Genomic DNA, 19113 nt, shown 5'->3' on the forward strand with positions numbered 1-19113 from the left:
GCCGGTGCGGTCGGAATGTGGGAGGGGGCTTGCCCCCGATAGCAGCAGTTCAGACCACAGAGGTACACCGACAGAGGCATATCCACACCGGCTCAAGCGCCCTACGCTAGCCCTTTGTGGAGGCCCAAACATGCTCACTCATCCCCATATCGTCCTGACCCTGCGTCGGCACCACCTGTTCAGCCAGCTCCCGGAAAAAACCTTCCAGGATGTCTGCACCCTGGCCAATCTCAAGCGCGTGCCCGGTCACACTCCGCTGCTGCATCAAGGTGACGCGGCCGAACGGTTCTTCCTGCTGGTCAGTGGGCAGATCAAGCTGCATCGGGTCACCGATGAAGGCCAGGAACACCTGGTGGAGGTGATCCAACCCGGTCAGACGTTCGCCGAAGCGCTGCTGTTCACTGCGGCCAAGGCGTATCCGGTAAGCGCCACGGCGCTCAAGGACAGCGTGCTGGTGAGCATCGAAGGCCAACACTACCGGCGCGCGCTGGAGGATCAGCCGAAGATCTGCCTGGCAATTCTGGGCAGCATGAGCATCCACCTGCATCAGCGCCTCAAGGACATCGACACCTTGACCCTGGCCAACGCCAGCCGCCGGGTGATCAATTTTCTGTTCCAGGAGCGCAATGCTGTCAGCGGCGAGGTGGTGTTGCAGGTACCCAAGCGCCTGGTGGCGTCCAAGCTGGGGATCCAGCCGGAGACCTTTTCAAGGATTCTGCATCGGCTGGTGGAGGGTGGGTTGATCGAAGTCCAACGGCGCACCATCCGCATCTTGAGCGAAGAACAGTTGATGGGGTATCAGGCCGGCTGACGTTCAACCACCCCCCTCCCCATCCGCTCCAGGCTGCGCCACAGCCAAGCCGGCAAGACGTCCGGGTCCAGGCTGTCGATCAGGTTCTTGACGCCTAAGCCCAACTCGGTATCGCCTTCGATCACTAGCCGGCGCCGGAAGAACAGCGTATCCGGGTCCTCCTGCCGGCTGGCCAGCAACAAGAACTCCCGCCAGTTGCCGCTGATGCTCACCTGGGCCTCGGCTTTTTCGGCGATGCGCAAGCCGTCCCGCGCGAGGGTCAGGTACCAGCATAGTCCCAGGTCGGGAATGCGCAGGCACAGCCAGCGCCCACGCAGCAGGTCGAACCCACCGTCGCGCAGCGGTTCGGCCAGGCAGCGGTTGAGGGTTTGTTGCAGGGCGTGGCGCTGCACCGTGAACGGCACATGCCGCAGCAACGGCAACAGACGGTCAGCGCCTTTGAGCAACCACACTTTACGCTTCAGCACAGGCCCACCTCCTCGACGCGCAGCATGCCCGCTTGGCCATGCCAGTAACCGTTGCAGCCATCCACATACAGCGGCGGCGTGGCGCCGTGGCGCACCTGGTCGAAGGCTTTGACGATGCCCACCATGCCCTCGGCCCGTGGGCTCAACCGCAGCAGATCGGCGCCGCACTGCACCAACCCGGCGTAGTCGGCCAACAGGTTGGTGACCTCGGCCGACATCGTCTGAATGCCATTGAGGGTAAACAGTGCCTGGCCTTCCTGACTGGTCAGGGGCATGCCGTCGGGGTAGTTGAGGCAGCAGAAGCGGCAGTCATCCTTCGGCCGGTTTTCCGCGCGGGCGGTAAAGCAGCGTGCCGAATAGGCCAGGGGCAGATGGCCGTAGGCGAAGATTTCCACTTCGGGCAATGGCCGCCCCAATTCGCGTACCTGCTCCAGCACATCGGCGATCAGATCCTGGGAGCACTCCACTGGCGGCACCCAGCGCTGCATACCGGCGTCAAGCAGTTGCACCAGGGCGTGGCCGTTGTAGAGGTTGAGCGCCGGGCCGCCGACAAAGGGCAACTTGCGTTCCACCAGCATCTGCACCGCGCCCATGTCGTTGGCTTCCACCAGCAGCTCGCCGTTGTCGCACAGGCGGCGCAGGCTCGACAGTTCGGAGGCGGCCTCGATCAGGGTCAGGCTCGACAACACGATCTGTGCCGAGGTGCAGGCCTGCAACTCGCGGCCCAGGCCCAGCCAATGGTCGAGGGACATGGCGCGGCGCTTGGCGCACACGGTTTCCCCCAGGTAGATCACGTCCAGGGGCAAGCCGGCCATGTCCGAATAGAAACGACCCAAGTGGTCTTTGTCCCAGTAAAACAGCACCGGTCCGAGGCTGAGTTTCATCAAGCGCTCCTTATTGCCATGCACGGTGGTAGGCGCCCAGGGTGGTCTGGCTGCCTTCGGATAACCCGGCCAACACCTGGCGCCACTGGTCCTGCACCGCAAAACGGGCGGGCGCAAGGCAGTGGGCGTCCAGCGCGGCGCGCCAGACTCGGGTGACTTGCTCCACATAGGCCGGGCTGCGTTGCCGGCCTTCGATCTTGATGGCCGCCACCCCCATGGCACTGAGTTCGGGCAACAGGTCCAGGGTGTCCAGGCTGGTGGGCTCCTCCAGGGCGTGGAAGCGCTTGCCCTCCACTAGGAAGCGGCCCTTGCACAGGGTCGGGTAACCAGCCGGTTCATCGGCGGTGTAGCGATCGATCAGCACATCGCTCAGGCGCGCGCTGAGGCCATCGGCGTCCTCGCTCCAGCGCACCGCTTTGGCCGGCGAACACACGCCGCACAGGTTGGGCGACTCGCCGGTGATGTAGGAAGACAAATGGCAGCGCCCCTCGGCCATGATGCACAGGCTGCCGAAGCCGAACACTTCGATGGGCACCGGGCTGCTGGCGGCCACCTGCTTGACCTGGGCCAGGGACAGCACGCGGGGCAGCACGGCGCGGCGGATGTCATAGCGCTCGGCGTAGAACTTCAACGCCGCGCCGTGGGTGGCCGAGCCTTGTACCGACAGGTGCAACGCCATCTGCGGATGGTGCCGGTGGGCATAGTCGAGCACCCCGGGGTCAGCGGCGATCAGCGCGTCCACGCCATGGTCGGCGGCGCGATCCACGGCGCGTTGCCAGCGCGCCCAGATCTTCGGCTGCGGATAGGTATTGACCGCCACATAGAGCTTGCGCTGGTGCTGACGGATAAACGCGACGGCGCCGTCGAACTGCTTGTCGTCCATGTTCAGCCCGGCGAAATGTCGGGCATTGGTGTCATCGCGAAAACCGACGTACACCGCGTCGGCGCCTTGGCGCACCGCCGCTTTGAGCGCAGGCAAGTTGCCTGCCGGGCAAACCAGTTGCATGGGGGTTCCTCACAGGAATTCAGTGAAAGACAAGAAGGCCACCGGGTCGTCCCTGACCACCCGCTGTTCGCGTTCGACAATGGCCAGGCCGTCGGCCCAGCACGCGGCCGACAACATCGCCGAGCTTTGCTGCGGATGCACGGTCACGCGCAATTGCCCGTGCGCATCGCTGTCCAGGCGGGCGCGCAGGTACTGACGACGCTGGTTGGGATGGGGCCATTCGAACCCCGCCGGCACCTGCACCGGGGTGGGCAGTACCTGTGTCATGCCCTGGGCCCGTAGCAGAAACGGGCGCAGCACCACCAACGCGGTGATCAGCGCCGCCGACGGGTTACCCGGCAGCCCCAACCAGGGCTTGCCCGCCACGGTGCCGAAAGCCAGCGGCTTGCCGGGCTGGATCGCCAGGCGCCAGAAATTCACCTGGCCCAGGGCTTCGATGGCCTGTTTGAGGTGATCCTCCTCGCCCACCGACACCCCGGCCGAGGTCAACAGCAGGTCGCACTCCGACGAGGCCAGCGCCAGGGCATCGCGACTGGCCGCCAATTGGTCGGCCATCACGCCATAGTCATGCACGTCCACGCCCCAGCCGCGCAGCAGCGCCGCGAGGCAATGGCGGTTGCTGTTGTAGATCTGCCCAGGGACCAGGGTCTCGCCGGGTTCACGCAATTCGTTGCCGCTGCTGAGCAGGCATACGCGCAACGGCCGATAGACTTTTACCCGCGGGATACCGGCCGAGGCCAGCAAGCCGATTTCCTGGGCGCGCAGGCGTTGCCCGGCACTGATCAACGTGGCGCCACGGCGTAGTTCTTCGCCCTGTTTGCGCACGTGCTCACCCAGGCGTACCGGCGGGCACCACACGCGCTGCGCATACACGCGGCAGCGCTCCTGGGGCACCACGCTGTCGGCCCCGGGCGGCAACGGCGCACCGGTAAAGATGCGCACCGCCTCCCCCGCCTCCAGGCTTTGCTGACGACTTTGCCCAGCGGCCACGCGCCCGGCCACCAGCAGATAGCCGCCTTCGGCCGGCACATCTGCGGCGCGCAGGGCATAGCCGTCCATGGCGCTGTTGTCCCAACTCGGCAAATCCAGGGGCGAAAACACGTCCTCGGCCACCACTCGGCCCAGGGCTTCAGACAGACCGATCACCTGGGTCGCCGGTGGCGGCGGCGCCTGGGCCAGCAATTGGGCAATGGCGTCGTCCACCGGCATCAGGTGCCCGGCGTCGCACACCGAGGCGCTCATAAGCGCGCCCCGCAGGCCGCCACGTTCTGGTTGGCCTGGGCCTTGAGGTGCGGCACGAAATTGCACGGGCCGGTGCGGCTGTCCAACTGGCCCGCGAGGATCTGGTCCCAAGCGGTGCGGCACGCGCCTGGCGAGCCCGGCATGCAGCACACCAGCACGCCGTTACTGAGGCCGGCCAGTGCGCGCGATTGCAGGGTCGAGGTGCCGATTTCGGCCAGGGACACCTGGCGGAACAGCTCGCCGAAGCCGTCGACCTGTTTATCGAGCAATGGCGCCACCGCCTGGGGCGTGTTGTCACGGGCGGTAAAACCGGTGCCGCCGGTCATCAGCACCACCTGCACGTCAGGGTCGGCGATCCACAGCGATACCTGCGCGCGGATCTGGTAGATGTCATCGATCACCAGGCCACGGTCGACCAGCACATGACCGGCGCCTTGCAGACGGTCCACCAGGGTCTGGCCTGAGGTGTCGGTGGCGAGGGTGCGCGTGTCGCTGATGGTCAGCACGGCGATGTTCAGAGGGACAAAATCCCGTTGGGTCAAATGGGCCATGATCCAGGCTCCAGGCATTGAAAAGTGAGCGTCAGCCTGCGCCGCAATGAGCGCAGGGCCTATTCCTCCAAGGAGGTATGCCGGTCAGGGGGCCAGGCGCGTGTGCTGCCAGGTGCCCGCGTGCAGGCGGTAGTCGAGGCGGTCATGCAGGCGGTCGGGGCGGCCTTGCCAGAACTCGATGCGTTGCGGTTGCAGGCAGTAGCCGCCCCAGTGCTCGGGGCGTGGCGGTTGGCGCCCGGCGAAGCGCTCGGTGACTTCGCGCAGGCGGCCTTCCAGCTCGCTGCGATGGGCCAGAGGCTGGCTTTGGGGCGAGGCCCAGGCGCCCAACTGGCTGGCGGCCGGACGCGCGTCGAAATAGTCGTCGGACAGCTGCGTATCGGCGCGCACCACCGGCCCTTCTATGCGTACCTGACGCTCCAGCCCCGGCCAGAAAAACGTCATGGCCGCATGGGGGTTGCTCGCCAATTCCTGCCCCTTGGCACTCTGGTAATTGCAGAAAAAGAAAAACCCCTCGGCACTAAAACCCTTGAGCAGCAGGATGCGGCAGTGGGCATGCCCTTGGCTGTCGACGGTGGCCAGGGCCATGCTGTTGGCCTCGGCGGGCGGCACTTCGGTCTTGCGCGCCTGGCTCAGCCATTGGCCGAACAGCTCGATAGGGTCGGCCTGCGCGGCTTCGTCCCGCAGACCATACAGGGTGTAGTTACGGCGCAATTGTGCAAGGGACAGGGGCATGGCGCGGTCCTCCGGAAAGTTCGCCACAGTGTGGGAACTGCCGCGGCTTTATCCCTTGATCACGATCAACATTCGCCCGTGGCATGACGCCGCATGGGGCGACCGATACGTCTGATCAGCGCACCATAAGTTTGGCCAGTACTACGATCAGCACCATATGCCCCAGGATGCTGCGGCGGATCCACGTCGCACGCCGGGGGCTCAAGCGCTGATGACTGAGCAGATAGGCCAGCCACACGTAGTGGCCGATGATGCTCAGGGCCAGCACGATCTTGAGGCTCAGCAACGCGGCAAAATGGCTGCCCCACGGCACGCTGAACACCCCGCGGTAATGCCAGGCCAAGCCGATACCGGCGCCGTACAGCACCACCACCACGGCATGCAGCACCCGCCGCGCGCGCCGGGCGATGGCGTGGTCCGAGGTGAACTGCGCCGACCATGCCAGCTCTTGGCGCGCGCTGTGCCAGATCACCACTTCAAAAAACAGCGTGCCGATAAAGGCGATGGCCGCCAGCAGATGCACGATCAGTAAGCCAGAGTAGAGCATTGCGTTCTCCTAACCGGGATGGCCATCGACACGTGGGCGGCACAGCATCGGGCCGTAGCGCCACAGGTACAGGCCGAGTCCGACGGTCCAGCAGACCGCCGCCAGCCACAGCGCGGCGAGCGGCCACACCAATACCAGCAGCACGCGGCAGACAGCGGCCAGGTTCAGCAGTACAAAGGCCAGGGTCATGCCGCTGGGCGGCTGCAAGGGCCGGCCGGTGTGACCAAGGCTGACGCGGGCGATCATCGCCAGAATCAGCCCGCCCATGGCGCCCACCGTCAAGGCGTGCACCGCCAGGCTGGGGTTGAGCGGCGCGCCGAAATGCCACAGCGCCATGCCCAGGCACGCCACCGCCAGCCAGGCATACGCCAGGTGCAACGACCACAGCAGCGGCACCCGCCACAGACCCCGGTCATGCCAGCGCAACAGACGCACCCCATGCCCCGCCGCCAGCGCGGCGAACAGCACGCCGGTCCAGCGGCTGGCCGACAGCGCCAACCCCACGGCATACAACACCGCCACCAGCAACGAGCCGCCGAGCAACAGACGGTCCAGCCACGGCCACGGCTTGACCGCTTCGACGCGGCCCACACCGCGCTGGGTGAAGAACGGAATCACCCGCCCACCGATCAAGCCCATCATCGCCGCCACCAGCCACACGCCGGTCAACACCGACTGGCGCTGCCAGCCTTCGTCCTGGCGCCACAGCCCATACAGTGACAGCCCGTCCGCCACGGCCAACAGCGCCAGCACCAGCACCACCGGGTAATTGCGCGACTGCCGCACTTGCCAAAGGGTCCAGCCCATCACCCCGGCAACGGCCAGCGGGAACGCCAGTTCCAGCAGTGTGAGCACCGGCCAGGGCAAATCCAGCAGCCAACCGATGCGCGCCGCCAGCCACAACGCCGCCAGCCCCTGCAAGGCGCCGCCGCTGAGCCCCGGGCGGCCGGTCCAAGTCTGCACGGCCGTGAGCAAGAACCCGGCGATGATCGCCAGGCCAAAGCCGAACAGCAGTTCATGCCGATGCCAGGCCAGCCAACCGCCGGCTGGCTGCCAGGCCCCCGTTTGCCCGCCCAGGGCCAGCAGCCATAACGGGATAACCAACGCGGCCAACAGGCAGGCGCCGAGGAAAAATGGCCGGAAAGCCAGGCGAAACAACGGGGTAATCGACAAGGCCTTGCGCCGATCGAGCACTTGCATAACAGGGTCTCCCTTCAGGACTGTGACGATGTTGCGCCGATGGCCATGCGTTGCCCTTGTCGTAGATCAAGTCGCGGCCCGGCCATCGCGCGTACGCTTGCGCTACGCCAATATTGACTATCACCGTGGAGCCACGATGAAAAACGCCTACGTCCCCCTCGCCTGGTTTGTGATCCTTGGCTCCATGCTCGCTGCGGCAAGCGGCGTGTCCCTGGTGTTGGTGTGAACGCCCCGCTGATTTTCAAGGAGCCAGGCCGGGTATTGCATCGCGTGCATCACCAGATCCTGCGCAGCCACCACCTGTTCGAACCGCTGAATGAGGAGGAACTGGACGACTTGATGAGCAGCAGTCAGTTGCTCAGCGTAGACAAAGGCGAGCCGTTGTTCCGCCAGGGCGAGCCGGCCGAGGCGTTTTATTTCGTGATTGCCGGCGCGGTGAAGATCTACCGCCTGACCCCGGATGGCCAGGAGAAGGTCTTTGAGGTGATCGGCGAGCGACAGACCTTCGCCGAGGCGATGATGCTGATGGACACTCCCAACTATGTGGCCTGCGCTGAAGCGGTGTGCCCGACCCAGTTGTACCGGTTGTCCAACGCCACCTATATGCGCCTGTTGCACAGCAACAGCCGCCTGACCTTTGCCCTGCTCGGCAAGCTGTGCATGCGTCTGCACCAGCGGGTCAACGAGATCGAAACCCTGTCGCTGAAAAACGCTACGCACCGTGTGGTGCGCTATCTGCTGACGCAACTGATGCACTTGCACGGCGGTGACAGCCGCTTTGAACTGCCGATGGCCAAGCAGTTGATCGCCGGGCACCTGTCGATCCAGCCGGAGACGTTTTCGCGGATTATCCGGCGCTTGATCGACGAACATATCATCACTCAGGACGGTCGCCAGATCACCATTCTCGACCGTGCGCGCCTGGAGCAATTCGAGTGAAAACCTGCCTGTATTGCCAACGGCGCAACGCGCTGGAGCGCGATACCTGCGAAGGCTGCGGCATGCCGCTGCCGGCGTCCGAGGCCAGCGGCATGGCCCGCCGACTGAGCCGCTTCCAATGGTTCTGCGTGGGCCTCACGTTGTTTTGCATCGCCATGTTCTTCTGGCTGCCACGGGACATCTACTGACGTTCGGTCAATTGCCGGTACAGCTGCGGTAAGCGCTGGGGCAACTGGCCGGGTTGGCGGATCAGGGTAAAGCCATGGGCACCGAACATGTACGGCAGGTAGTCGCCGGCCTGTTTGTCGATGGTGATACAGAACGGGATCAACCCCTGGAGCCGCGCCTCCAACACCGCCTGACGGGTGTCTTCGACGCCGTAGCGTCCTTCATACAGGTCCAGGTCATTGGGCTTACCGTCGGTCAACAGCAACAGCAATTTGCGCCGTTGGGTGCAGGCCCCGAGCAACTGGGTCGCTTGGCGAATGGCCGCGCCCATGCGCGTGTAGTACCCGGGCTTGAGCGCTTGGATCGCGCCGCGGGTGTGGTCGCCGTAGGGTTGCGCAAAACTTTTGAGCTGTTGCAAACGCACCTGATGGCGACGCAGGGATGAAAACCCATACAGCGCAAAACGATCCCCCGCCCCCGCCAGGCTTTCGCCGAACAGCAGCAGGCTGTCGCGGATCACGTCGATCACGGTTTGCTCGTCGTTCAGGTGCGCATCGGTGGACATCGACACGTCCGCCAGCAGCAAGCACGCGAGGTCGCGATGATGGTGACGCTGCTCCAGGAACAGACCCCGTTCGGCGCACGCGCCGTGCTGACGCTCGACGTGAAAATCCAGCCAGGCCTGCAAGTCCAACTCACTGCCTTGGGCTTGCTGGCGCTGCCACTGGCGGTCGGTGCGCAGGCGCATAAATTGCTGGCGCAGGCGCCGAGCCTCGGCGTGTAGACGCGGCGGCAAGGGCTGCGGCTGGGCGTCGCGCGGTTGCATCGTTTGCAGATTGACGAAGCCGTCTTGCAGGCACTGGCGGCGGTAGTCCCATTCGGGCAGTTTGATGCCCTCCCCCAAGGGAATGTCATCCACATCCGCCGGCGGCAGGTCCAGGTGCAGCTTGAGGCCGCCGCTCTTGCGCACGCGCTGGCGCGACAGGCTCAAGTGGTCGAGGTCCTCGGCGACACGGGCGGCGTCGGGGTCGTGGCTGTCATCGGACCAGCGATCAAGCTCGACGTGTTCGCTCCAACTGAACAGGTTCTCCAGGCGCACCACCAGCAGGCCACCGTCGCGACTGTGATCGTCCACACGGCTGGCACGCTTGGGCGCGCCCTGCTGCTCGCCGGGCGGGGTGGCGAAGTCGTCGCCGTCGTCATCTTCACCGTTCAGGGCTTGAGGCGAATCCAGGTGCAACGGCGGGTAAAGCCATAAGGGCAACGGCCAGGCGGCGCGTTCGCTACGGGGCAGTTGGCGCACACTGCCCGGCTCGCGCAGGGCCTTGCGCAAGGCGTTTTCCAGGGCGGCTTCAGCGCGATTGAGGCTGGCCGGGTCGGGGCGCAACGCGATATGCGCCTCCACCAGGCGCTGGTAGCCGGGCAGCAGCGCCGGGTAGCGTTGCAGCAGCAGCCAGGTCCAGCGTTGGTTGTCCCGGGCCCAATGGGTCATGGGGCCGGCGTGGGCGGCCAGCAGCGCCAGCCAGCGGTACAACTCCAGGTTCAACGCGACGGTCGGGAACACCGCCAGGCTCGACGGCAGGCGCAGGCGGTTGCCATCGCAGCAGGCCAGTGGCGCCTGCTTACAGGTGCCGGCGATGCGCATCAGCAGGTTGCGACGCAGCAGCAAGTCGCGCTCGCTGGCGGCTTCCAGGGCGATCCCACTGGCACCGCCCAGGGCACGGAACAATAGCGCCAGGCTGCGCTGGCGGTCGGCCAGATCGACCCGCGCGTGGGGGAAATCGACGCGGGCACGGCGAGTGATAAAGCGATGCCAGACACTGCCGACCCACTCTTCCAGCTCCAGGGTAAAGGCCATGGGATCGGCTCCAACTTAGGGGATTCGACGGGCACGCCGGGATCCAAATGTGTGAGGGGCTGCAGCTGGGCAGAGGTGTCTAAACAAATTCCACAGACTGACACCTGACGCTGTGGTGAGCAGGCTTGCCCTGCGCTGGGCTGCGAAGCGGCCCCCAGCCAGGCGCCTCGGTATACCAGATGAAACGCATCGTCTGGAATGGGACTGCTTCGCAGCCCAGCGCAGGGCAAGCCTGCTCACTACAACAAATCTGCTCCCACATTGGGATCGCGTTACTTTCAGTAGACGATCGGCACCGCTGCTCCAGCCATCCGGGCGCGTTGCCGGAAGCTGTACAGGTAGCAGAGCAGCCCAAGCAGGAACACCAGGCCGCAAACCAATCTGGCCCAGAACAGCAGGCGCAGATGCTCCACCGTGGCCATGAACGGCAGTGCCACGCCATCCACCGGCCAGCGCTGCAACCACACTTGCACGGCGCCGGCGGCGGTGAGGAACAGCGTGATCATCACCATCGACAGCACCATCATCCAGAAGCCCCACACTTCGACGGTCTGCGAGCGCGCATCCGGCGCTTCACCGATTCCGCGCAAGCGCGGCATGGCGTAGCTGATCAAGGTCATCACGATCATGGCGTAGGCGCCGAAGAACGCCAGGTGGCCGTGAGCCGCCGTGAGCTGAGTGCCGTGGGTGTAGAAGTTGACCGGTGCCAGGGTATGCAGGAACCCCCACACACCCGCGCCGAAAAACGCCGTGACCGTGGTGCCCTTTGCCCACAACGTCGCCGCGCGATTGGGGTGCTGGCGCCGCCGGCGTTTGACCATGGTGAAGGCGAACATCACCATCGCCAGGAACGGCAGCGGTTCCAGGGCCGAGAAGATCGAACCGACCCACAGCCACACCTCCGGTGCGCCGATCCAGAAAAAGTGGTGGCCGGTGCCGATGATGCCGGTGATCAAGGCCATGGCGATGATCACGTACAGCCATTTTTCCACCACTTCGCGGTCGACCCCGGTGACCTTGATCAGCACGAACGCCAGCATCGAGCCCATGATCAATTCCCACACGCCTTCCACCCACAGATGCACCACCCACCACCAGTAGAACTTGTCCCGTGCCAGGTTGCCGGGGTTGTAGAAGGAGAACAGGAAGAACACCGCGAGGCCGATCAGACCGGTCATCATCACCAGGCTGACCGTGGTTTTGCGGCCTTTGAGCAGGGTCATGCCGATGTTGTAGAGAAAGCCCAGGCACACCATCACGATGCCCATTTTAGTGATGGTCGGTTGCTCAAGAAACTCACGCCCCATGGTCGGCAGCAGTTCGTTGTGGGTCAGTTTGGCCAGCGCCGCATACGGCACCAGCAGGTAGCCGAGAATGGTCAGCACCCCCGCCACGGCGAACACCCAGAACAGCAGGATCGCCAGTTTGGGGCTGTGCAGTTCACGGTCGGCCTCTTCGGGCACCAAGTAATACGCGGCTCCCATAAAGCCGAACAGCAGCCACACGATCAGCAGATTGGTGTGAACCATCCGTGCCACGTTGAAAGGAATCAGCGGGAACAGAAAATCGCCGATTACGTATTGCAGGCCCATGATCAGCCCGAACAGCACCTGGCCGACGAACAGCATCAGCGCAAACACGAAGTAGGGTTTGGCCACGGCCTGGGATTGGAATTTCAGATAGGGGTTGGCGCTGCGCATGGCTCAGCCCTCCTTGTTCGGTGGCCAGTTATTGGTATCGATCTTCGAACTCCATTTAAGGAACTCGGCCATGTCATCCACCTCTTGGTCAGTGAGGTTGAATTGCGGCATGGCCCGGCGCCCCGGTACACCCAGGGGCTGCATTTTCATCCAGGCATGCAGGAACGGTTTAAACCCCTCTTCACCGCCGCGCCGCTTGAACACATTGCCCAGCTCCGGCGCAAAGTACGCGCCCTCGCCGAGCAGGGTGTGGCAGCCGATGCAATTGTTGCGCTCCCACACACCCTTGCCACGCACCACCGATTCGGTGAGCTGATCAACGTTGCTGCGGGTGGGAAAGGTTTGTTCGGTGTGATAGGTCAGGGCCAGGAAAATCAGGAAGAAGAACACGCTTCCTCCGAAGTAGATATTCCTGGCCATGCCCTTGGTGAAGGTATCTGACATGGTCGCTTCCTCATGGCTTGGCGGGGGTCATGATAGGAAGGCGGCGGGCGAAAACGGCTTGATGGCGATCAAGAAATGTTGATGGTTTTAGTCGGGTATGGAACGGACCCACCTGCCACTTCATTCGGCACAAATGGGAGTGCTCTAAACGAGCTTCAGCGCATGAAGGCAGAAGGAGAAACACGCGCTAATAGTCTCGTCTGGCCGCACGTACGACCTCTGGACTAGGTATTTTCTAATTGATGCTTTGGGGCAGTGATAAAACCGACCGGAAAAGAGCGATCAAACGGGCAAAAGAGATTCTCGATGCCCTGAGAGGTGGATGAAATGACTGAATCGAAATTCAAACCCGAGGACATGCCGGTCCTCGATCTTGATACATCCGGCACAAGCGTTTATGAGGCTTCGCGCTTCCTCGACAGCCCGGAAACCATCAGCGCTTATCTGGCGCAAAGCATGCACTCGCACGAGCCGCAGTTGCTGATGAAAGCGCTTGCCGAAGTGGCCAAGGCCCAAGGTGTGAACAAGGTGGCGGAGGCCGCGGGAGTTAATCGCGAGAGCCTGTATAAAACGCTCAAGGGTGGCTCGAAAACCCGTTATGAAACGGTCCAGAAGCTGATGCTGGCCTTAGGTGTCGAACTGACTGTACAGCCGATTGCAGCAGCGAGACTCAAGAGAACTGTACGAACCAAGCCGGCGGCGCCCGGTAAGCTCTGAGCGAACGACCGTCCTCAGTGGGAGGCTCGCCTCCCAGCGCCCCAGGCCACGAGGCGTGCGGTTCAGGCATTGGTGTCCTACCAGGTCCTTAAGGGTGATCGAATTCTCAAGCGCTCAACCCCACAATCCCCGCCAACACCACCAGCCCCCACCCCAGCATCGCCACCCTCCACTTCCAGGGCCCGTGCCGCAACTCCATAAACCCATCCACAATCACCCAGCCCTTGACCATCGCCAGCAACACCACTACCCCCGCCGCGCCACTCCACACGGTGCCGAGGCTCATTACCATCAGGCCCGCCCAACACAGCCACAACCTCACTGAGGTGTTCATCGGATCACATACACCAGCGCAAACAACACCACCCACACCAGGTCGACCATGTGCCAATACAACACGCCGGATTCCAGCCCACTCAAGTGTGGTGCCAGGTACTGCCGTTGCCAGCAGCGCCACCCGAGCCAAGCGAGAATCACCAGGCCCAGCAGCACATGCAAAAAGTGAAAGCCGGTGACGATCCAGTACAAGGTGAAGAATGTGCTGCGCTCAAGCCCCAGCCCTGCGTCGATCAGATGGCGGTATTCGGTGAGTTTGATCCACACATACACCAGCGCCACCAGCCATGCGCCGAGCAGCAAGACACTACCGCGCCGCGCGCGACCCAAGCGCACCTGCTGCACGGCCAATGCGGCCAACGCACCCGCGCTCAACAGGCTGTAGGTCATTGCCAGGCCGGTCGAGGTATCCAGTTGCGCGCGCCCTTGGGCGAACACCTCGGGTAGGAGCCGCTGGGTCACGGCAAACGCCAGGATCAATATCGCGAACACGGTCAGTTCAGCGAGGATGAACAACCACATCGCCACGTCCCCCGGCAGGCGCCGGGGCTCAGGCAAAGTGCACATCCACCACGTCCATCAGCGCCGCGATGGTTTGCGGGTCGTCGCTCAGGGCCTGGGCCAGGCAGGCCATGCACGCTTCGCGCGGCGGCATGCCGGCGGCGATCAGGCGCGCGGTAAAAATCAGCAGGCGGGTGGAGGCCACTTCCTCCAGGTCGTGCTGATCGAGGCGCCGCAAGGCTTGGCCAAGGCGCACCACCTGGCTGGCCAGGGCGTTATCCACCTGCGCTTCGCGCGCGACGATACGCGCTTCGTCCGCCGCCGCCGGGTAGTCGAAACGCAGCGCCACGAAACGCTGGCGAGTGCTGGGTTTCATGCCCTTGAGCAGGTTCTGGTAACCGGGGTTATATGACACCACCAGCATGAATGACGGCGGCGCCTTGACCACTTCGCCGGTGCGTTCCAGGTACAGCTCGCGACGGTCGTCGGCCACCGGGTGCAGGACCACGGCGGTGTCCTGGCGCGCTTCGACCACTTCATCGAGGTAGCAGATGCCGCCCTCGCGCACAGCGCGGGTCAGCGGGCCGTCCTGCCACCAGGTGCCTTGGCTGCCGATCAGATGGCGACCGACCAGGTCGGCGGCGCTCAGATCGTCGTGGCAGGCCACGGTGTACAGGGGCAGGTTCAGGCGATGCGCCATGTGCTGCACGAAGCGGGTCTTGCCGCAGCCGGTGGGGCCCTTGATCAGCACCGGCATGCGGTGCTGCCAGGCGTGTTCGAACAGACGCTGTTCGTTGTCGAGAGGCTGATAGAAAGGCGCGTTCATCGTGTATATCCGAGGCGGGTTCGAGGGCCACGCTAAGGGCGCCTGCGACAACCTGGCAAGCGCTAACCCAGGCAAACTTGATCGCCGTCAAGCGAGCTTTGCGAGGCCACGCCATAGTCTGGCCCGGCACTAAGAACCTGCGCCCCGCACCGTGTTGCGAGGCACCGCAAAGGTCTCGCCTGAGGAGTAAATGGAATGCTGACTCGCCGCACGAACCCCTTCACCTTAAGCCTCGCCAGCCTCGGCTGCGCACTGGCCCTGACCCTGCCCCTGAGCGCCCACGGCAACGCCCAGCCCGCCGTGGTCAAGACCGCCGGCGCGCCGGACATGAGCCAGGCTGATTTCGACGCGTCCAAACAGATCTATTTCGAACGCTGCGCCGGCTGCCACGGCGTGCTGCGCAAGGGAGCCACCGGCAAGCCCCTGACGCCGGACATCACCCAGGCCCGCGGCCAGGCCTACCTGGAAGCGCTCATCACCTACGGCTCGCCCGCCGGCATGCCGAACTGGGGCACCTCCAATGCGCTGACCAAAGCGCAGATCAGCAGCATGGCTACCTTCATCCAGCACACCGCGCCGACCCCGCCGGAATGGGGCATGGCCGAGACGCTCAAGACCTGGAAAGTGCTGGTCAAGCCCGAAGACCGCCCGAAAAAACAGCTCAATCACCTCAACCTGCAAAACCTGTTTTCGGTGACCTTGCGCGACGACGGCAAGATCGCCCTGGTGGACGGCGACACCAAGCAGATCGTCAAGCTGATCGAAACCGGTTATGCCGTGCATATTTCGCGGATCTCCGCCTCGGGTCGCTACCTGCTGGTGATCGGCCGTGACGCCAAGATCGACATGATCGACCTGTGGCCCACCGAGCCCACCAAAGTCGCCGAAATCAAGGTGGGTATCGAGGCGCGGTCGGTGGAGACCTCGAAGTTCAAGGGCTACGAAGACAAGTACACGATTGCCGGGTCCTACTGGCCGCCGCAGTTCACCCTGATGGACGGCGAGACCCTGGAACCCAAGCAAATCGTCTCCACCCGCGGCATGACCGTCGACAAGCAGGAGTACCACCCAGAACCCCGTGTGGCGGCGATCATCGCGTCCCACGAGTGGCCGGAGTTCATCGTCAACGTCAAGGAAACCGGCAAGGTCATGCTGGTCAACTACCAGGACATCAAGAACCTCACCATCACCACCATCGACGCCGCGCCGTTCCTGCACGACGGCGGCTGGGACAGCACCCACCGCTACTTCCTCACAGCGGCCAACAACTCGAACAAGGTGGCGGTGATCGACTCCAAGGCGCGCACCCTGGCCGCGCTGGTGGACGTGGGCAAGACCCCGCACCCCGGGCGTGGCGCCAACTTTATCCACCCCACCTACGGGCCGGTGTGGGCCACCAGCCACTTGGGCGACGGCGGTATTTCGGTGATCGGCACCGACCCGATCAAGCACCCGCAATACGCCTGGAAACAGGTGGAAACCCTCAAGGGCCAGGGCGGCGGTTCGCTGTTTATCAAGACCCACCCCAACTCCCATCACCTGTACGTGGACACCACCCTCAACCCCGACGCCAAGCTCAGCCAGTCGGTGGCGGTGTTCGATATCAACCAGCTCGACAAGGGCTACACCGTGCTGCCGATCGCCGAATACTCGGGGATCAAGCAAGGCGCTATGCGCGTGGTGCAACCGGAATACAACAAGGCCGGCGACGAGGTGTGGTTCTCGGTGTGGAACGGCCAGACCGAAGAATCGGCGCTGGTGGTGATCGATGACAAAACCCTGAAGCTCAAGCAGGTGATCAAGGACAAACGCCTGATCACCCCGACCGGCAAATTCAACGTTTACAACACCCAACACGACATTTATTGAGCCCCATCAACACGAGGTCCGCCCATGAAAAATATGCTCCTCGCACTGCTGGCTTGCAGCGCTGCGTTCAGCCTGCAACCGGCCCTGGCTCAAGACGGCCAAGCCCTGTTCAACAGTAAACCCTGTGTCGGCTGCCACACCCTGGACAGCAAGTTGGTAGGCCCGGCCATGAAGGAAGTCGCCGCCAAGAACACCGGCGTGAAAGACGCCGCCGCGACCCTGGCCAGTCATATCAAGAACGGCACCCAGGGTAACTGGGGGCCGATCCCTATGCCGCCGAACCAGGTCACCGATGAAGAAGCCAAGGTGTTGGCCGATTGGGTCCTGAGCTTGAAATAACCACAAGGAGCACGCCATGAAAGCATCGATGTTCGGTTCGGCCATGGCGCTGCTCATGCTGGTCCCCGCGTGGGCGACGGCGACACCCGACGCCGCCCGCCTCGAACACCTGCTGACCCAGGACTGTGGCGCCTGCCATGGCCTGCACCTGACCGGCGGCCTCGGCCCGCCCCTCACGCCCCAGGCCCTGGCCGGCCAACCCCGCGCCAGCCTGATCGCCACCATCACTTACGGTCGCCCAGCCCGCGCCATGCCCGGCTGGGGCCCACTGCTCAGCGCCGGCGATATTGCCTGGCTGGCCGACCGCCTGCTGCAAGGACGCCCCACCCCATGATGCGACCCGCCGTGTTCTCCCTGTGCCTGCTGCTCGGCGCCTGTGCCCAACCGACGCTGCGCGGCAGCGGCGACCTGGGTCTGGTGATCGAACGTGCCAGCGGCAGTGTGCAGATCGTTGAAAGCAGCGGCATGACCGAGCTGGCGCGCATCGAAGGGCTGGGCGATCTGTCCCACGCCTCGGCGGTGTTTTCCCGCGACCAACGCTATGCCTATGTGTTCGCCCGCGACGGCGGCTTGACCAAGGTCGACTTGCTGACCCAGCGCATCGCTAAACGCATCATCCAGGGCGGCAACAGTATTGGCGGCGCGATCAGCCAGGATGGCCGCCTGATTGCCGTGTCCAACTACCAGCCGGGCGGGGTCAAGGTCTTCGATGCCGTCACCTTGGAGCAGGTCGCCGACATTCCCGCCACGCCCCTGGCCAACGGCAAACGCTCGCGGGTGGTGGGGCTGGTGGACGCGCCGGGGCAGCGTTTCGTGTTCAGCCTGTTCGACACCGGCGAGATCTGGAGCGCGGACTTCAGCCACGGCAACACCCCGACCCTCACCCGTTTCACCGACATCGGTGAGCAGCCCTATGACGCACTGATCACCGCCGACGGTCGCTACTACATGGCCGGTCTGTTCGGCGAGGACGGCATGGCCCAGCTCGACCTGTGGCACCCGGAGCGCGGTGTGCAACGGGTACTCAAGGACTACGGACGCGGCCAGGCCAAGTTGCCGGTGTACAAAATGCCGCACCTGGAAGGCTGGGCCGTAGCCGACAACCAAGCGTTCGTGCCCGCCGTGGGCCGACACCAGGTGTTGGTGATGGACGCGCGCAGTTGGCAGCAGAGCGCCGCGATCGCCGTGGCCGGCCAACCGATCTTCGTCACCGCACGGCCGGATGGGCGCCAGCTGTGGGTCAATTTCGCCTACCCGGACAACGACCGCGTGCAGGTGATCGACAGCGAAACCCACCAAGTGGTCGCCGACCTGCGCCCCGGCCCCGGCGTGCTGCACATGGAGTTCACCGGGCGCGGCGAACAGCTGTGGCTGTCGGTGCGCGACGGCGAGCAGGTGCAGGTCTGGGACCCGTATCGAATGACCTTGCTCAAGACCTTGCCGGCCTTGAGCCCCAGCGGAATTTTCTTCAGCACTCGTGCACAAAAAATGGGGTATTGAGATGGACCTTGATCGACTCAGCCAGCACTTGATCGAACGCTACCAGCACGGCATGCCGCTGTGCGCCGAACCGTACCGGGAAATGGCCCAGGTCTTGAAATGCAGCGAGGCCGAATTGATGACCTGCCTGCAACGCCTGGAACTGGCCGGCGCCCTCTCGCGCGTCGGCCCGGTGTTCGAACATACCCGCGCCGGTGCCAGCACCCTGGCCGCCCTGGCAGTCCCGGCCGAACGCCTGGAACAGGTGGCGGCGCGGGTCAGCCAATACCCGGAAGTCAATCACAACTACGCCCGCGAGCATCACTACAACCTGTGGTTCGTGGTGACCGGCCCGCACCGTCAACATCTACAGCAGATCCTCGATGAGCTGGAACAAGACACCGGCCTGACACCGCTGGATCTGCCGATGCTCAGCGCCTACCGCATCGACCTCGGGTTCTCCCTGGGAGGGCATCCGTGATCGCGCCGCTGACCCA

Annotated in this window: 23 protein-coding genes and 1 pseudogene; 10 read left to right on the plus strand and 14 right to left on the minus strand. The window is 64.1% G+C overall.

Going from position 1 to position 19113, the window contains the following annotated elements:
- Positions 1-130: 130 nt before the first annotated feature.
- Entirely contained in the window at positions 131-811 is a 681-nt protein-coding gene (locus ABX75_RS09540) for a Crp/Fnr family transcriptional regulator (protein ID WP_034098452.1), read from the plus strand.
- Here the strand turns inward: ABX75_RS09540 and ABX75_RS09545 are convergent.
- From ABX75_RS09545 to ABX75_RS09580, 8 genes are all read right to left on the minus strand, one after another.
- Complete coding sequence (locus tag ABX75_RS09545; protein ID WP_047881825.1) at positions 799-1278, minus strand: SCP2 domain-containing protein; 480 nt, start codon at positions 1276-1278, stop codon at positions 799-801. The two genes, ABX75_RS09540 and ABX75_RS09545, sit on opposite strands and share 13 nt — an antisense overlap.
- Positions 1272-2162 carry a U32 family peptidase gene (locus ABX75_RS09550; protein ID WP_034098457.1) on the minus strand — a complete coding sequence of 297 codons (891 nt, stop codon included), beginning with the start codon at positions 2160-2162 and terminating at the stop codon, positions 1272-1274. The genes ABX75_RS09545 and ABX75_RS09550 overlap by 7 nt, the downstream gene beginning before the upstream one ends.
- A 10-nt stretch (positions 2163-2172) precedes the next feature.
- Complete coding sequence (locus ABX75_RS09555; RefSeq protein ID WP_047881826.1) at positions 2173-3168, minus strand: peptidase U32 family protein; 996 nt, start codon at positions 3166-3168, stop codon at positions 2173-2175.
- 9 nt (positions 3169-3177) lie between these two features.
- Complete coding sequence (gene glp, locus ABX75_RS09560) at positions 3178-4410, minus strand: gephyrin-like molybdotransferase Glp (protein WP_034098461.1); 1233 nt, start codon at positions 4408-4410, stop codon at positions 3178-3180.
- Positions 4407-4961 carry a molybdenum cofactor biosynthesis protein B gene (gene moaB / locus ABX75_RS09565; protein WP_034098463.1) on the minus strand — a complete coding sequence of 185 codons (555 nt, stop codon included), beginning with the start codon at positions 4959-4961 and terminating at the stop codon, positions 4407-4409. The genes glp and moaB overlap by 4 nt, the downstream gene beginning before the upstream one ends.
- Before the next feature lie 84 nt (positions 4962-5045).
- Positions 5046-5693 carry a pyridoxamine 5'-phosphate oxidase gene (gene pdxH, locus ABX75_RS09570; RefSeq protein WP_040268603.1) on the minus strand — a complete coding sequence of 216 codons (648 nt, stop codon included), beginning with the start codon at positions 5691-5693 and terminating at the stop codon, positions 5046-5048.
- A 115-nt stretch (positions 5694-5808) separates the two neighbouring features.
- A complete protein-coding gene (locus ABX75_RS09575) occupies positions 5809-6240 on the minus strand; it encodes a membrane protein (RefSeq protein WP_034098466.1) in 432 nt (143 codons plus the stop codon).
- Positions 6241-6249: 9 nt separating this feature from the next.
- Positions 6250-7440 (minus strand): NnrS family protein, encoded by a 1191-nt coding sequence (locus tag ABX75_RS09580; RefSeq protein WP_034114051.1) that lies wholly within the window; start codon positions 7438-7440, stop codon positions 6250-6252.
- Positions 7441-7662: 222 nt separating this feature from the next.
- Here ABX75_RS09580 and ABX75_RS09585 point away from each other — a divergent pair, with 222 nt between their 5' ends.
- Entirely contained in the window at positions 7663-8379 is a 717-nt protein-coding gene (locus ABX75_RS09585; RefSeq protein ID WP_080758748.1) for a Crp/Fnr family transcriptional regulator, read from the plus strand.
- A complete protein-coding gene (locus ABX75_RS09590; RefSeq protein ID WP_034098470.1) occupies positions 8376-8567 on the plus strand; it encodes a hypothetical protein in 192 nt (63 codons plus the stop codon). The genes ABX75_RS09585 and ABX75_RS09590 overlap by 4 nt, the downstream gene beginning before the upstream one ends.
- Here the strand turns inward: ABX75_RS09590 and ABX75_RS09595 are convergent.
- The 3 genes from ABX75_RS09595 to ABX75_RS09605 form a co-directional block, all read right to left on the minus strand.
- Positions 8561-10405, minus strand: a complete 1845-nt coding sequence (locus ABX75_RS09595) for a nitric oxide reductase activation protein NorD (protein WP_047881827.1) — start codon at positions 10403-10405, stop codon at positions 8561-8563. The two genes, ABX75_RS09590 and ABX75_RS09595, sit on opposite strands and share 7 nt — an antisense overlap.
- A gap of 278 nt (positions 10406-10683) precedes the next feature.
- On the minus strand, positions 10684-12105 hold the full coding sequence (locus ABX75_RS09600; RefSeq protein ID WP_047881828.1) for a cbb3-type cytochrome c oxidase subunit I: 1422 nt from the start codon (positions 12103-12105) through the stop codon (positions 10684-10686).
- A gap of 3 nt (positions 12106-12108) precedes the next feature.
- Positions 12109-12549: a cytochrome c gene (locus ABX75_RS09605; protein WP_040268608.1), complete on the minus strand. Its 441-nt coding sequence runs from the start codon at positions 12547-12549 to the stop codon at positions 12109-12111.
- Between the two features lie 239 nt (positions 12550-12788).
- On the opposite strand from ABX75_RS09605, the pseudogene ABX75_RS29955 reads away from it, so the two are divergent.
- A pseudogene (locus ABX75_RS29955) lies at positions 12789-12875 on the plus strand (type II toxin-antitoxin system RelE/ParE family toxin); the annotation flags it as partial.
- 1 nt (position 12876) lies between these two features.
- Entirely contained in the window at positions 12877-13266 is a 390-nt protein-coding gene (locus ABX75_RS09610) for an addiction module antidote protein (protein WP_047881829.1), read from the plus strand.
- A gap of 106 nt (positions 13267-13372) precedes the next feature.
- Here ABX75_RS09610 and ABX75_RS09615 read toward each other — a convergent pair whose 3' ends face one another.
- From ABX75_RS09615 to ABX75_RS09625, 3 genes are read right to left on the minus strand one after another with little or no spacing between them, the layout of a single operon-like run.
- Positions 13373-13600 (minus strand): cytochrome C oxidase subunit IV family protein, encoded by a 228-nt coding sequence (locus ABX75_RS09615; protein WP_047881830.1) that lies wholly within the window; start codon positions 13598-13600, stop codon positions 13373-13375.
- Positions 13597-14169, minus strand: a complete 573-nt coding sequence (locus ABX75_RS09620) for a cytochrome c oxidase subunit 3 (protein WP_034114058.1) — start codon at positions 14167-14169, stop codon at positions 13597-13599. The genes ABX75_RS09615 and ABX75_RS09620 overlap by 4 nt, the downstream gene beginning before the upstream one ends.
- A complete protein-coding gene (locus tag ABX75_RS09625; protein ID WP_034098482.1) occupies positions 14153-14929 on the minus strand; it encodes a CbbQ/NirQ/NorQ/GpvN family protein in 777 nt (258 codons plus the stop codon). Before ABX75_RS09625 ends, ABX75_RS09620 begins: the two co-directional genes overlap by 17 nt.
- A 327-nt stretch (positions 14930-15256) precedes the next feature.
- On the opposite strand from ABX75_RS09625, the gene nirS reads away from it, so the two are divergent.
- Genes nirS through ABX75_RS09650 form a run of 5 tightly spaced genes read left to right on the plus strand, consistent with a single transcriptional unit; the run spans position 15257 to position 19097 of the window.
- Positions 15257-16798 (plus strand): nitrite reductase, encoded by a 1542-nt coding sequence (gene nirS / locus ABX75_RS09630; RefSeq protein WP_236238674.1) that lies wholly within the window; start codon positions 15257-15259, stop codon positions 16796-16798.
- Between the two features lie 24 nt (positions 16799-16822).
- Positions 16823-17137: a c-type cytochrome gene (locus ABX75_RS09635; RefSeq protein WP_034098486.1), complete on the plus strand. Its 315-nt coding sequence runs from the start codon at positions 16823-16825 to the stop codon at positions 17135-17137.
- A 16-nt stretch (positions 17138-17153) separates the two neighbouring features.
- Positions 17154-17471, plus strand: a complete 318-nt coding sequence (locus tag ABX75_RS09640; RefSeq protein WP_034114060.1) for a cytochrome c — start codon at positions 17154-17156, stop codon at positions 17469-17471.
- Positions 17468-18637, plus strand: coding sequence for a cytochrome D1 domain-containing protein (locus ABX75_RS09645; RefSeq protein WP_034138476.1), 1170 nt, complete (start codon positions 17468-17470; stop codon positions 18635-18637). The genes ABX75_RS09640 and ABX75_RS09645 overlap by 4 nt, the downstream gene beginning before the upstream one ends.
- A 1-nt stretch (position 18638) precedes the next feature.
- On the plus strand, positions 18639-19097 hold the full coding sequence (locus ABX75_RS09650; RefSeq protein WP_034098492.1) for an Lrp/AsnC family transcriptional regulator: 459 nt from the start codon (positions 18639-18641) through the stop codon (positions 19095-19097).
- Positions 19098-19113: the final 16 nt, after the last annotated feature.

The organism is Pseudomonas sp. ARP3, from assembly GCF_001029595.1.
In the GTDB taxonomy this organism is placed as follows: Bacteria; Pseudomonadota; Gammaproteobacteria; order Pseudomonadales; family Pseudomonadaceae; genus Aquipseudomonas; species Aquipseudomonas rhodesiae.

Excerpts from the sequence above, each read along its gene's own strand:
- ABX75_RS09540 (WP_034098452.1), top strand. The coding sequence starts at position 131 with ATGCTCACTCATCCCCATATCGTCCTGACCCTGCGTCGGCACCACCTG.
- ABX75_RS09550 (WP_034098457.1), bottom strand. The coding sequence starts at position 2,162 with ATGAAACTCAGCCTCGGACCGGTGCTGTTTTACTGGGACAAAGACCAC.
- ABX75_RS09555 (WP_047881826.1), bottom strand. The coding sequence starts at position 3,168 with ATGCAACTGGTTTGCCCGGCAGGCAACTTGCCTGCGCTCAAAGCGGCG.
- glp (WP_034098461.1), bottom strand. The coding sequence starts at position 4,410 with ATGAGCGCCTCGGTGTGCGACGCCGGGCACCTGATGCCGGTGGACGAC.
- moaB (WP_034098463.1), bottom strand. The coding sequence starts at position 4,961 with ATGGCCCATTTGACCCAACGGGATTTTGTCCCTCTGAACATCGCCGTG.
- pdxH (WP_040268603.1), bottom strand. The coding sequence starts at position 5,693 with ATGCCCCTGTCCCTTGCACAATTGCGCCGTAACTACACCCTGTATGGT.
- ABX75_RS09575 (WP_034098466.1), bottom strand. The coding sequence starts at position 6,240 with ATGCTCTACTCTGGCTTACTGATCGTGCATCTGCTGGCGGCCATCGCC.
- ABX75_RS09580 (WP_034114051.1), bottom strand. The coding sequence starts at position 7,440 with ATGCAAGTGCTCGATCGGCGCAAGGCCTTGTCGATTACCCCGTTGTTT.
- ABX75_RS09595 (WP_047881827.1), bottom strand. The coding sequence starts at position 10,405 with ATGGCCTTTACCCTGGAGCTGGAAGAGTGGGTCGGCAGTGTCTGGCAT.
- ABX75_RS09600 (WP_047881828.1), bottom strand. The coding sequence starts at position 12,105 with ATGCGCAGCGCCAACCCCTATCTGAAATTCCAATCCCAGGCCGTGGCC.
- ABX75_RS09605 (WP_040268608.1), bottom strand. The coding sequence starts at position 12,549 with ATGTCAGATACCTTCACCAAGGGCATGGCCAGGAATATCTACTTCGGA.
- ABX75_RS09610 (WP_047881829.1), top strand. The coding sequence starts at position 12,877 with ATGACTGAATCGAAATTCAAACCCGAGGACATGCCGGTCCTCGATCTT.
- ABX75_RS09615 (WP_047881830.1), bottom strand. The coding sequence starts at position 13,600 with ATGAACACCTCAGTGAGGTTGTGGCTGTGTTGGGCGGGCCTGATGGTA.
- ABX75_RS09620 (WP_034114058.1), bottom strand. The coding sequence starts at position 14,169 with ATGTGCACTTTGCCTGAGCCCCGGCGCCTGCCGGGGGACGTGGCGATG.
- ABX75_RS09625 (WP_034098482.1), bottom strand. The coding sequence starts at position 14,929 with ATGAACGCGCCTTTCTATCAGCCTCTCGACAACGAACAGCGTCTGTTC.
- nirS (WP_236238674.1), top strand. The coding sequence starts at position 15,257 with ATGAGCCAGGCTGATTTCGACGCGTCCAAACAGATCTATTTCGAACGC.
- ABX75_RS09635 (WP_034098486.1), top strand. The coding sequence starts at position 16,823 with ATGAAAAATATGCTCCTCGCACTGCTGGCTTGCAGCGCTGCGTTCAGC.
- ABX75_RS09640 (WP_034114060.1), top strand. The coding sequence starts at position 17,154 with ATGAAAGCATCGATGTTCGGTTCGGCCATGGCGCTGCTCATGCTGGTC.
- ABX75_RS09645 (WP_034138476.1), top strand. The coding sequence starts at position 17,468 with ATGATGCGACCCGCCGTGTTCTCCCTGTGCCTGCTGCTCGGCGCCTGT.
- ABX75_RS09650 (WP_034098492.1), top strand. The coding sequence starts at position 18,639 with ATGGACCTTGATCGACTCAGCCAGCACTTGATCGAACGCTACCAGCAC.